This is a genomic window from Pseudomonas bohemica (assembly GCF_002934685.1).
Taxonomy (GTDB): Bacteria; Pseudomonadota; Gammaproteobacteria; order Pseudomonadales; family Pseudomonadaceae; genus Aquipseudomonas; species Aquipseudomonas bohemica.
On sequence record NZ_NKHL01000115.1, the window covers coordinates 166,963 to 179,026 of the forward strand.

The following is a 12,064-nucleotide window of genomic DNA, read 5'->3' on the forward strand; positions in this document are numbered from 1 at the left end:
ATCTGTGAGCAAATCACGCGTTGCAAAAAAATCCTCGGAAACGGCGTTTCCCCCCTGAAAGCAAAGTGTACGGTTGATTCTATCGGTAGCTGTTAAGGGGCATGTCCAGCAATCTGTGGCTGAATGAATGCCCTCTTTCCATCCATAACAACAAGGCACGATTGAACATGGCCTCTCGCGAAAATACCGGCATGGCCCTCGGACTGATCGGGGTGGTGATCTTCAGCCTGACCCTGCCCATGACCCGCATCGTCGTTCAGGAGATCCACCCACTGCTCAACGGTCTGGGCCGGGCGTTGTTCGCGGCGATTCCTGCGGCAGCGCTGTTGCTGTGGCGTCGCGAGAAGCGGCCAACCCGGGCGCAGTTCAAGGCGCTGATGGTCGTGGCACTGGGCGTGATCATCGGCTTTCCGGTGCTCTCAGCCTGGGCAATGAAAACCCTGCCGGCTTCCCACGGCGCACTGGTCAACGGGCTGCAACCTTTGCTAGTGGCGATCTATGCGGCATGGTTGTCCCACGAACGTCCTTCCAGGGCATTCTGGCTATGTGCGGCAATGGGCAGCGTGTTGGTCCTTGGGTACGCACTGATCAGCGGCGCGGGCAATCTGCAGGCCGGTGACCTGCTGATGGTCGGTGCAGTGGCGGTGGGCGGACTGGGCTATGCCGAGGGCGGCAGGCTGGCGAAGCTGATGGGTGGCTGGCAGGTGATCTGCTGGGCACTGGTGCTTTCGGCTCCGGTGCTGATCATCCCGGTCGTTTATCTGGCCTCCCAGCACCAAGGGCCGATTTCCGCGAGCGCCTGGTGGGCGTTCGCATATGTCTCGCTGTTTTCCCAGTTCATCGGCTTCTTCGCCTGGTATGCAGGGCTGGCGTTGGGCGGGATCGCGCGGGTCAGTCAAATCCAGTTGGTGCAGTTGTTCTTCACCATGGCGTTTTCGGCGCTGTTCTTCGGCGAACATATCGACCCGATCACCTGGATCTTTGCCGCAGCGGTCGTGGTGACGCTGGCCATCGGCCGCAAGACTGCAGTCATCGCCCCCAAGCCCGTCGTGGCAACGCGGACCTAACCGAGAAGCCCATCTGCCTGAAGCAACGTCTCCAGGCACTGTTCCTGAATGTTGTAGAAGACTTTCAGTTCCTGGATCTTCGCCAGCAACTCGGCAGGATCGGCTGGTGTTGCACGTTTCACCGCCAGGATCATCTTGTTCTTGTTGGTGTGCTCCAACGAAATGAACTCGAACACCTTGGTCTCGTAACCGCAGGCTTCCAGCAGCAGCGCGCGCAAGGCATCGGTGACCATTTCCGCCTGCTGGCCCATGTGCAGACCATATTGCAGCATCGGCTTGAGCAGCGTCGGGCTCTGGATCTGCAAACGTATCTGTTTGTGGCAGCACGGCGAGCACATGATGATCGAGGCCCCGGAACGAATACCGGTATGAATGGCGTAGTCCGTGGCGATATCGCATGCATGAAGCGCGATCATCACGTCAAGTTCACTGGGCGCCACCGAACGCACATCGCCGCATTTGAACACCAGCCCCGGATGCTCCAGCCGCCCCGCCGCGCTGTTGCACAGGGTGACCATGTCCTCACGCAGTTCGACGCCGGTCACATTGCCCTCGGCCTGCAGGGTGTTGCGCAGGTAGTCGTGAATGGCGAAAGTCAGATAGCCCTTGCCCGAGCCAAAGTCTGCGACGGTCACTGGCTTGTCGAGCTTGATGGGCGAAGTCGCCAGGGCGTGCGAAAACACTTCAATGAATTTATTGATCTGCTTCCACTTGCGCGACATGGCCGGAATCAGCTCATGCTGCTGGTTGGTCACGCCCAGATCGGTGAGGAATGGGCGGCTCAACTCCAGATAGCGTTTTTTCTCTCGATCATGCCCGGCCGAGGGCGCTTCACGCTCCTGCTGTGATTTATTGCGGAACAGCGTGCTTTTGCCCTTCTTGCCGAACTCCAGCTGCACTTCGTCGGTGAGCGAGAGCAAATGGGCGTTCTTGAAGGATTCGGGCAACAGACTGGCGATCAGCTCCTGTGCCTGGGCGAGGGGATGATTCTTGGTGATGTCGCGCGTCTTGTAGCGGTACACGAAGGACAGGCACGGCTGGTTCTTGATCGTGGTGGGCTTGATGATGATCCGCTGCAGCTCCGCTTCGCTGCCGACATATTTGGCCAGTACCAGCTTGATCAGCGAGTTCTGCGTCAGGCAGGTGTCGAGCAGGCTCAGGAACTGGGCGCGGTGATCCTGCGCTGACGGGGCGGCGGGTGCAGTGGCGGACATCGGGTGAAGCCTCGGGCAGCGGAAAATGCGAGGGCGATATTTTAGGCGGGTTGCGGGGTTGAGGTGGACATAAATATTTACTACCACAATCCCGTAGATCGGATTCCTTTACTCCAACACCACCAACCGATTCGGCAACTCATTGCGCGGCTGCGTCAGGGGTACCTGATTGCTCAGCACCTCGCCGCACGACCGGATGCAACCGAGAAACCCTTCGAGAATCCTGCCCTCGCTGACTTGTCGGGTGAACACGTCGACCATTGATCGCCACACCATGTCGTCCACGTTACGGGCGATGCCGTCGTCGACGATGATTTCGACGTAGCGCTCGGCCTCGCTGACAAAGATCAACACACCAGTGCCGTTTACCGTCGCGTGGAGGTTCTGCTCCAGAAACTGCCGTCGCGCCAGGCTCCCGGCTCGCCAGTGCCGAACCGAAGCCGGGACCAGGCGCGTACTGATCGCAGGGAGCCTGCACAACAGCGCCACCGCAATGAACGTCGCGATCTGGGTCAGCAGCAATTCATTGGCGTTGAGCCAGCCAGGATAAAAATTGATCAGCCCCGGCATTAACAGCGCCACCAAGCCGGCCCAGATCAACGGCGCGTAAGCGTAGTCATCGGCGCTGGCCGCCAGCACTGTCACCAGTTCGGCGTCGGTACTACGCTCGACGGCTTCGATGGCCTGGGCCACCTGTCGCTGTTCGTCTTCAGTGAGTAATGCCATTGTTACATCCCTTATTGAGCCATCGACTTACCAGCCACCAGAGGCACCGCCGCCGCCAAAACTGCCACCGCCACCGCTCATGCCGCCTGAACGCGACCCGCCCGAGCCAAAGCCGCCCGAGCTTCCGACGCCTCCAGAACCTCCCGAGCCGATGAAGCCGATGCCGCCGCCCCAGCGCACGCTGATGTATGCAGCGACAACGAACAGCACGAGAAACAGCAGGCTCATCCGCCAGTCAGTGACATCATCCCCTCCCGACGCCCCGATCACTGGCTCGGCCAACGGATCGCCACCAAGCACCTGCACAATCGCCTCGGTGCCTTTATTAATGCCGCCGACGAAATCGCCCTGCTTGAATGACGGGATGATGATCTGATTGACGATCACCGAAGACTGCGCATCCGTGAGGCGATCTTCCAGGCCGTAGCCCACTTCGATGCGTACCTTGCGCTCTTCCCTGGCGATGATCAGCAGCGCGCCGTTGTCCTTGCCCTGCTGACCGATGCCCCAAAAGCGCCCGAGCTGGTAGCCATAGTCCTCGATCGTGCTGCCTTGCAGATTGGGCACGGTGACCACCACGACCTGCTCGGTAGTCAGCTCCTCGTGAGCCCGAAGCATCTGCGCCAGATGCTCCCGGCTCGGGTTGTCGATCATATCGGCGGTATCGACCACCCGGCCGCTCAACGCCGGAAACTTAAGCTCGGCGTAGGCCATCTGCGAGAACACAGCGACCCACATCGCCAGAAACGCGACTATCGCTCCCCGCCGCGCGCCGGTCATCAGAACTTCACTTCCGGAGCCTTGTCGGCGCCAGCGGCGGTGGCTTCGAAGTTAGGGCGAATCGGCAGATCGCTGTACATCACCGAATGCCAGAGGCGACCGGGGAACGTGCGTATTTCCGTGTTGTATTTCTCCACCGCGGCGATGAAGTCACGACGGGCGACGGCGATCCGGTTTTCCGTGCCCTCGAGCTGCGACTGCAATGAAAGGAAATTCTGGTTGGATTTCAAATCCGGGTAGCGCTCTGATACCACCATCAAGCGGCTCAAGGCGCCGGTAAGCTGGCCTTGTGCATCCTGGAACTGCTTGAGCTTGGCCGCATCGTTCAAGGTGCTGGCATCGACCTGAATCGACGTGGCCTTGGCGCGCGCCTCGATGACTGCAGTCAGGGTCTCCTGCTCCTGTTTGGCGTAGCCCTTCACGGTTTCCACCAGATTGGGAATAAGGTCTGCCCGACGCTGATACTGGTTCTGCACCTGTGCCCAGGCCGCTTTGACCTGCTCGTCGTAGGTAGGGATATTGTTGATGCCGCAACCGGACAACAACGTGCTCAGCAGCATCAGCAGTGTCAGTGACAAATTGTAACGACTGCCCCGAATGTGCCCGTAACGCTCTATTTGCATGGCCTGCGCACTCCTTTGTGTTCTTTAGTGGTCGTCCCGTCAGACATGACTTTAGCCAAATTGGACGATCCCCGGCATAATCTCGGCCCATTACGTCGCCAGGCTCTGGATTGCCCAGCCGCAATCGGATAAAACTCGCTGCGCTACTGATGCCCGAAAGCGTCGGGAGTTCAGCGACCACCTCGTCCTGGTGACAATAAAAACCAAAGGTTTCACACCAAAAAACAAAGGCCGCCCGGTATTTCGCGCGAGTTGCCGGCCAACGCCTTGAGAAAATCATTCATGAATAAGCTGTGTTTGCTGAGTCTTGTCATCGGATTAGCCAGTCAGTCCGCCTGGGCTGAAACCGCCGCCAACCCCGCCAGTAATGTCTCCACGCTACAAGCCAAGAATGCATTCATCTCCAACCTGATGAAGCAGATGACCCTCGACGAGAAGATCGGGCAACTGCGCCTCATCAGCATCGGGCCGGAGATGCCGAAGTCGGAAATCCTCAAGGAAATCGCCGCTGGCCGGATCGGCGGCACCTTCAACTCTGTCCTGTTGCCCGACAACCGCGCCATGCAGGACGCCGCCGTTGCCCACAGCCGCACGAAGATCCCGATGTTCTTCGCCTACGACGTGGTCCACGGCCAACGCACCATTTTCCCGATCAGCCTGGGCCTGGCATCGACCTGGGACATGGACGCCGTCACCCGCGCGGGCCGCGTTTCGGCGATCGAAGCCGCTGCCGACGGCGTGGACATGACGTTCGCACCGATGGTCGATATCACGCGCGATGCCCGCTGGGGCCGCAGCTCCGAGGGCTTCGGCGAAGACACCTATCTGGTTTCGAGGCTCTCGGCCACCATGACCCACGCCTTCCAGGGCTCCAGCACCCAGGCGCCGAACAGCATCATGGCGGCGGTCAAACACTTTGCGCTGTATGGCGCGGTCGAAGGCGGTCGGGACTACAACACTGTGGACATGAGTCCGGTCCGTATGCGGCAGGACTACCTGCCGCCGTACCGTGCCGCAATCGATGCAGGCGCTGGCGGTGTGATGATTGCGTTGAACTCGATCAACGGCGTTCCCTCGACCTCCAATGCGTGGCTGCTGCAGGATGTGCTGCGCAAGGACTGGGGCTTTAAAGGCGTCACCATCAGCGACCACGGCGCGATCAAGGAACTGATAGACCACGGCGTCGCCAAGGACTTCCGCGAAGCGGCGAAGCTGGCGATCAAGGCTGGCGTCGATCTGAGCATGAACGACAAGGCTTACGGCCAAGAACTCCCTGCGCTGGTCGAGAGCGGCGAAGTCTCGGTCAAGGAAGTGGACAATGCCGTGCGTGAAGTGCTCGGCGCCAAGTGGGACATGGGCCTGTTCGCCAACCCATACCTGCGCATCGGCGCGGCAGTGGACGACCCGGCCGATCGCGATGCAGAAAACCGCCTGCACCGCGCCGAGGCCCGGGATGTCGCACGACGCAGCGTGGTGCTGCTGAAGAACGAAAACGACACCCTGCCGTTGAAAAAACAAGGCACCATCGCCGTGATCGGTCCGCTGGCGAAAAGCTCGCTGGACATGATGGGAAGCTGGTCCGGGGCCGGGCTGGCGCGTCAGACCGTCAGCGCTTACGACGGCCTGGCCAACGCGGTCGGTGACAAGGCGAAAATCCTTTATGCCGCAGGCTCCAACATCACCGATAACCAGCAAGCCATCGCTTATCTGGACAAGATGGACGATCAGCTCCACATCGATGGACGTCCAGAGCAGGAAATGATCGACGAAGCGGTCAAGGTCGCTCAGCAGTCGGACGTGGTCGTTGCGTTCGTTGGTGAGTCACGCAATATGTCCCACGAAGCGGCAAGCCGTGTCGATCTGGTCATTCCAGGCCGTCAGCGCGATCTGATCAAGGCGCTCAAGGCCACTGGCAAGCCGCTGGTCATCGTGCTGATGAATGGCCGGCCGCTGGCGCTGGTTGAAGAAAACAAACAGGCCGATGCGATGCTCGAAAGCTGGTTCCTCGGCACCGAGGGCGGTAACGCGCTGGCTGACGTGCTGTTCGGCGATTACAACCCGTCGGGCAAACTGCCGATGACCTTCCCGCGCTCGGTAGGTCAGGTGCCGGCGTACTACAACCACCTGAACACTGGTCGCCCGTATCGTCCGGACGATTCGAACTACACCTCGAACTACTTCGAAGAGCAGACCAGCCCGCTGTTCCCGTTCGGTTATGGCCTGAGCTATACGCAATTCAGCGTCTCGGACATCGTGCTCTCGATCAACAAGATGACCCGCAAGGACAAACTGACCGCCACGGTTCAAGTCAAGAACATCGGCAAGGTCGCTGGTGAAACCGTGGTTCAGCTGTATCTGCGCGACGTGGCGGCTTCGCTGAGTCGTCCGGTGAAAGAGCTGAAGAACTTTCAGAAAATCATGTTGAAGCCAGGCGAAGAGAAGTCCGTGACCTTTACTGTGACCGAAGAAGACCTGAAGTTCTTCAACCCGTCACTCAAGTACGCCGCTGAAGCGGGCGAGTTCAAGCTGATGATCGGCCTGGATTCCGAGGATGTGAAAGAGGCGACGTTCAACTTGTTGTAAAACTGCAGGTAGCACGGCCTGAACCTCGACCGCGCTACACATGGAGTATTTGTAGGAGCGCGCTTGCCCGCGTTGGTTTTTTTCAGGCCCTGCAAAGGTGACCGACATACCGCCTCGCCGACAAGCGCGCTCCTACAGGTCCAGCCCCACAGGTTTTCGCCATGCCCCGCTTTGCCCGCCTTCTTTTATACATACTGCTGATCCTCGCCGGCGCGGTCATTGTCGCCACGCTGGCGATGCATCAGGCGCAGCGACATTCGCTGGAAGACGATGCAGCGCGTGCGCAGGCCCAACTTTCGCTTTACGCCAACACCTTGCAAACCCTCATCGAACGCTATCGCGCGCTGCCCGCCGTGCTGGCGCTGGATCCGCAGCTACGGGATGCACTCAAAGGCCCGGTCAGCCTCGAGACCACCCAGGCCCTCAACCTGAAGCTGGAGCAGATCAACGGCGCTGCGCAGTCCTCGACATTAGAGTTGCTCGACCGCAACGGTCTGGCCATCGGTGCCAGTAACTGGCGACTGCCCAGCAGTTACGTCGGTCACAATTATGGCTTTCGGCCCTATTTCACTCAGACCAAGGCCAACGGCGTCGGACGTTTCTATGCGGTCGGCGTGACCAGTGGCATCCCTGGTTATTTCCTGTCCAACGCCGTGCACGACGATGCGGGGCAGTTCATCGGCGCGATGGTAGTCAAGCTCGAATTTCCCGACCTGGAGCACACCTGGGCGCAGGGCGACGACCTGCTGTTGGTCAGCGACGCCAAAGGCATCGTGTTCATCGCCAATCAGCCCGGCTGGCGCTATCGCGCGTTGCGGCCGCTGTCCGAAAAGGACCGGGCGGAGCTGAGCAGCACGCGCCAATACGACAAACAGTCGCTAACGCCGCTGGTCCATCAGCCGCTGCGCACGTTCAACGACGCCAGTCACCTGAGCCAGGTGCTCGCGCCCGAGGGCACGGCTGAATACCTTTGGCAGTCGCTGCCGCTGCAACCGGAAGGCTGGAGATTGCACCTGTTGCGCAGACCCCAGCCCGCCGCTGAAGACCTGCGCAATGCCGCGCTGGCTGCCGCAGGCATCTGGCTGGCACTGGTATTTCTCGGACTGTTTCTCTACCAACGCTGGCGTCTGGCGCGTTTGCGTCAGCGCAGCCGCGTAGAGCTGGAGCAATTGGTGGAAGAGCGCACCCGCGACCTACAGACAGCCCAGGACGGTTTGGTGCAATCGACCAAACTGGCGGCATTGGGGCAGATGTCAGCCGCGCTGGCTCACGAAATCAACCAGCCACTGACCGCTCAACGCATGCAGTTGGCGACCCTGCGTCTGCTGCTCGATCACGGCCGCGTCGACGATGCATACAAGGCCCTGACCTTGCTCGACCAGCAACTGACCCGCATGGCCGCCCTCACCGGCCATCTCAAGACCTTCGCCCGAAAAAGCCCCAGCGGCCTGCGCGAAAGACTGGACCTGGCCTGCGTCGTCGATCAGGCATTGCTGTTGCTGGACGCGCGTATTCGCGAAGAGCGGGTCAGCTGCGTGCTCGACCTGACGCGGCCGGCCTGGGTGCGCGGCGATGCGATTCGTCTGGAACAGGTGCTGATCAACCTTCTGCGCAATGCCCTGGATGCGATGAGCGATAAATCGCTCAAGCGCCTGGAAATCCGCATCGAAGACACAAATGACCAGTGGCGTCTGTCAGTGACGGACAGCGGCGGCGGAATTGCCGAGGGCCATCTGGCGAATGTCTTCGATCCGTTTTTCACCACCAAACCGGTCGGGGACGGCCTCGGATTGGGGCTGGCGGTGTCCTACGCCATCGTTCATGAACTGGGCGGTCGCCTGAGCGCGAAAAATCTGAACAATGGCGCTCAGTTCTTCTTTTCTCTGACCCAGGCTCCGGAGGCCGATACCCCATGCTGAACTCGGTCATCCTGGTCGACGACGAGGCTCCCATCCGCGAGGCAGTGGAGCAGTGGCTCTCACTGTCCGGCTTTGTCGTGCACCTCTACAGCCGCGCCGAGGACTGCCTGGCGAAACTGCCAGAGCACTTTGCCGGCGTGGTGCTCACGGACGTGCGCATGCCGGGTATGAGCGGCCTGGAGCTGCTTGCCGAGCTGCAGACCCGCGATGCCGATCTGCCGGTCATTCTGCTCACCGGCCATGGCGACGTGCCGATGGCAGTCGAAGCCATGCGTGACGGCGCCTATGACTTTCTGGAAAAACCCTTTACTCCAGAGACCTTGCTGAACAGCCTGCGCCGCGCCCTGGAGAAACGTGCACTGGTTTTGGAAAACCGTCGGCTGCACCAACAGACCGACAGCCGAGCTCGTCTTGATACGACGTTGCTGGGGCTGTCGCCTGCGATGCAAACCTTGCGAAGTCAGGTGCTGGACCTGGCGCAATTGCCGGTCAACGTGCTGATTCGCGGCGAAACCGGCAGCGGCAAGGAAATGGTCGCTCGCTGCCTGCACGACTTCGGTCCTCGGGTAAAAAAACCGTTCGTGGCGGTCAACTGTGCGGCCATCCCGGAGCAACTGTTCGAGGCGGAATTGTTCGGCCATGAAAGCGGCGCATTTACAGGCGCTCAGGGCAAACGCATCGGCAAGCTCGAATTCGCTGACGGCGGCACGCTGTTTCTCGACGAGATCGAAAGCATGCCCCTGGCCCAACAAGTGAAGCTGCTGCGCGTGATTCAGGAGCGGCGTCTGGAGCGACTGGGTTCGAACCAAAGCATCGAGGTCGACTTGCGGATCATTGCCGCCACTAAACCGGATCTGCTGGACGAGGCTCGCGCAGGACGCTTTCGCGAAGACTTGGCCTATCGCCTGAACATCGCTGAACTGCGCCTTCCACCGTTGCGTGAACGACGCGAAGATATCCCGTTGTTGTTCGCGCATTTCTCGCACCTGGCCGCAGGACGCCTGGCCCGCAAGGCACCGGTCCTTAGCGGCGGGCAGCTGGGTCAATTGTTGAGTCAGGACTGGCCTGGGAACGTGCGCGAGCTGGCCAATGCGGCTGAGCGGCAGGTACTCGGACTTGAGAGTCCTGCCTGCATCGAGATGCCAGCCGGCCAGTCACTGGTCGCGCAGCAGGAAGCGTTCGAGGCCCATTGCCTGCGTTCGGCGCTGAGTCGGCACAGGGGGGAGATCAAGGCGGTTTTGCAGGAGCTACAGTTGCCGCGCCGTACCTTGAACGAGAAAATGCAGCGTCATGGGTTGGTGCGGGAGGATTTCGTTGCTCCAAACGACACATCACCGTAGGAGCGCGCTTGCCCGCGATTGGGCTATTTTTGAAAAATATTCAGTCGGACCCCCTGCCATCGCGGGCAAGCACGCCCCTACAGATAAACCGCGATCAGCAATTTCCCGCTCACCTCAGAAAGGCCCATAAGCGGATTCCCGCTCACCGATACGCGGCAAACCCTTGTAAACCGGGCCTTTAAAGCCTTGGCACAGCTCCTGCTATCACTGTCGGCAGATCGCATCGATGCGCTCTTTCTAACAACAATGACTTGCAGGAAAACCAATGGCTATCCCCAACCCTGTGTCAAACGGATCGACTGCCACGCCTGTCGCCGAAAAAACCACCGGAAGTCGCCTGAAATCCATTTTCAGCGGTTCGGTCGGCAACATGGTCGAGTGGTATGACTGGTACGTCTACGCCGCCTTCTCCCTCTACTTCGCCAAAGTCTTCTTCCCCAAAGGGGATACCACCGCACAACTGCTGAATACGGCTGCGATCTTCGCCGTAGGCTTCCTGATGCGCCCGATCGGCGGCTGGCTGATGGGCTTGTACGCTGACCGCAGAGGCCGCAAGGCCGCGCTGATGGCATCGGTTCTGCTTATGTGCTTCGGTTCGCTGATCATCGCCCTGACGCCAGGCTATGAAACCATCGGCGTTGGCGCTCCGATCCTCCTGGTACTTGCGCGTCTGCTGCAAGGTCTGTCCGTAGGCGGCGAATACGGCACTTCAGCGACCTATCTGAGCGAAATGGCGACCAAGAAGAGTCGTGGCTTCTACTCCAGCTTCCAATACGTGACCTTGATTTCCGGCCAGCTCATCGCGCTGGGCGTGCTCATTGTGCTGCAACAGACCCTCACCACCGAACAGTTGAATGCATGGGGCTGGCGCATCCCGTTCGCTATTGGCGCGCTGTGTGCCGTGGTCGCGCTGTTTCTGCGTCGCGGTATGGAAGAAACCGAGTCGTTCACAAAGAAAAAGGAAGCGCCGAAAGAAAGCCTGATGCGCACCCTGATGCGTCACCCCAGGGAACTGATGACCGTCGTCGGCCTGACCATGGGCGGCACCCTGGCGTTTTATACCTACACCACTTACATGCAGAAATACCTGGTTAACACCGTCGGCATGAGTATCACCGACTCCACCACCATTTCTGCTGCCACGCTCTTCTTGTTCATGGTTCTGCAGCCAGTGGTCGGCGCGCTCTCGGACAAAATCGGTCGTCGCCCGATCCTGATCGCTTTCGGCGTACTGGGTACGCTGTGCACCGTGCCAATCCTGACCGCGCTGCACACCATTCAGACGTGGTGGGGCGCGTTCTTCCTGATCATGGCGGCGCTGATCATCGTCAGCGGCTACACCTCGATCAACGCAGTGGTGAAGGCCGAACTGTTCCCGACTGAAATCCGCGCGCTGGGTGTCGGCCTGCCCTACGCGCTGACGGTTTCTATCTTCGGCGGTACGGCCGAGTACATCGCACTGTGGTTCAAGAGCATCGGCATGGAGACCGGCTACTACTGGTACGTCACGGCATGTATCGCCTGCTCGCTGTTGGTCTACGTGTTCATGAAGGACACCCGCAAGCACTCGCGGATCGAGACTGACTGATCGTATCAGCAGGGCGAATCTGCATATTCGATCCGCAAAACAGGGGGACAATCGCGCAAGTGACTGCCCCCGTTTTTCACTCTCATGGCAGCTAAGTGGCTGAATCACCGGTAGCTTTTCGTAATATCAATTTCAACGATGATCGCTACCAATGCGATTGACTTCTTAATGAACCAGAGTCGAGTAAAGTTAACTCCATACCGAGTTACCAACTAACTGAATCG

The 12,064-nt window shown here is 59.8% G+C and carries 9 protein-coding genes; 5 read left to right on the forward strand and 4 right to left on the reverse strand.

The features are described from left to right. Positions 1 to 167 precede the first annotated feature (167 nt). Positions 168 to 1,067, forward strand: a complete 900-nt coding sequence (locus CE491_RS20530) for a DMT family transporter (protein WP_110950213.1) — start codon at positions 168 to 170, stop codon at positions 1,065 to 1,067. On the opposite strand, the gene CE491_RS20535 is transcribed toward CE491_RS20530, so the two are convergent. The 4 genes from CE491_RS20535 to CE491_RS20550 all read right to left on the reverse strand — a co-directional run bounded on the left by CE491_RS20535 (position 1,064) and on the right by CE491_RS20550 (position 4,410). Then, positions 1,064 to 2,281, reverse strand: coding sequence for a class I SAM-dependent methyltransferase (locus tag CE491_RS20535; protein ID WP_110950166.1), 1,218 nt, complete (start codon positions 2,279 to 2,281; stop codon positions 1,064 to 1,066). The two genes, CE491_RS20530 and CE491_RS20535, sit on opposite strands and share 4 nt — an antisense overlap. A gap of 108 nt (positions 2,282 to 2,389) precedes the next feature. After that, positions 2,390 to 3,007 (reverse strand): TPM domain-containing protein, encoded by a 618-nt coding sequence (locus CE491_RS20540; protein WP_110950167.1) that lies wholly within the window; start codon positions 3,005 to 3,007, stop codon positions 2,390 to 2,392. 27 nt (positions 3,008 to 3,034) lie between these two features. After that, positions 3,035 to 3,787: a TPM domain-containing protein gene (locus tag CE491_RS20545; RefSeq protein ID WP_110950168.1), complete on the reverse strand. Its 753-nt coding sequence runs from the start codon at positions 3,785 to 3,787 to the stop codon at positions 3,035 to 3,037. After that, positions 3,787 to 4,410: a LemA family protein gene (locus tag CE491_RS20550; RefSeq protein WP_110950169.1), complete on the reverse strand. Its 624-nt coding sequence runs from the start codon at positions 4,408 to 4,410 to the stop codon at positions 3,787 to 3,789. Before CE491_RS20550 ends, CE491_RS20545 begins: the two co-directional genes overlap by 1 nt. A gap of 282 nt (positions 4,411 to 4,692) precedes the next feature. On the opposite strand from CE491_RS20550, the gene bglX reads away from it, so the two are divergent. The 4 genes from bglX to CE491_RS20570 all read left to right on the forward strand — a co-directional run bounded on the left by bglX (position 4,693) and on the right by CE491_RS20570 (position 11,840). Further along, entirely contained in the window at positions 4,693 to 6,993 is a 2,301-nt protein-coding gene (gene bglX / locus CE491_RS20555) for a beta-glucosidase BglX (RefSeq protein WP_110950170.1), read from the forward strand. A 161-nt stretch (positions 6,994 to 7,154) separates the two neighbouring features. Next, positions 7,155 to 8,912, forward strand: coding sequence for a sensor histidine kinase (locus CE491_RS20560; protein WP_110950171.1), 1,758 nt, complete (start codon positions 7,155 to 7,157; stop codon positions 8,910 to 8,912). After that, positions 8,906 to 10,252, forward strand: coding sequence for a sigma-54-dependent transcriptional regulator (locus tag CE491_RS20565; RefSeq protein ID WP_110950172.1), 1,347 nt, complete (start codon positions 8,906 to 8,908; stop codon positions 10,250 to 10,252). Before CE491_RS20560 ends, CE491_RS20565 begins: the two co-directional genes overlap by 7 nt. 265 nt (positions 10,253 to 10,517) lie before the next feature. Continuing rightward, positions 10,518 to 11,840: an MFS transporter gene (locus CE491_RS20570; RefSeq protein ID WP_110950173.1), complete on the forward strand. Its 1,323-nt coding sequence runs from the start codon at positions 10,518 to 10,520 to the stop codon at positions 11,838 to 11,840. The last annotated feature ends 224 nt before the right edge of the window (positions 11,841 to 12,064 follow it).

What these genes read in the sequence shown, in the direction of transcription:
- CE491_RS20550 (WP_110950169.1), bottom strand. Translation starts at nt 4,410, where the DNA reads ATGCAAATAGAGCGTTACGGGCACATTCGGGGCAGTCGTTACAATTTG.
- CE491_RS20545 (WP_110950168.1), bottom strand. Translation starts at nt 3,787, where the DNA reads ATGACCGGCGCGCGGCGGGGAGCGATAGTCGCGTTTCTGGCGATGTGG.
- CE491_RS20560 (WP_110950171.1), top strand. Translation starts at nt 7,155, where the DNA reads ATGCCCCGCTTTGCCCGCCTTCTTTTATACATACTGCTGATCCTCGCC.
- CE491_RS20530 (WP_110950213.1), top strand. Translation starts at nt 168, where the DNA reads ATGGCCTCTCGCGAAAATACCGGCATGGCCCTCGGACTGATCGGGGTG.
- CE491_RS20565 (WP_110950172.1), top strand. Translation starts at nt 8,906, where the DNA reads ATGCTGAACTCGGTCATCCTGGTCGACGACGAGGCTCCCATCCGCGAG.
- CE491_RS20535 (WP_110950166.1), bottom strand. Translation starts at nt 2,281, where the DNA reads ATGTCCGCCACTGCACCCGCCGCCCCGTCAGCGCAGGATCACCGCGCC.
- CE491_RS20570 (WP_110950173.1), top strand. Translation starts at nt 10,518, where the DNA reads ATGGCTATCCCCAACCCTGTGTCAAACGGATCGACTGCCACGCCTGTC.
- CE491_RS20540 (WP_110950167.1), bottom strand. Translation starts at nt 3,007, where the DNA reads ATGGCATTACTCACTGAAGACGAACAGCGACAGGTGGCCCAGGCCATC.
- bglX (WP_110950170.1), top strand. Translation starts at nt 4,693, where the DNA reads ATGAATAAGCTGTGTTTGCTGAGTCTTGTCATCGGATTAGCCAGTCAG.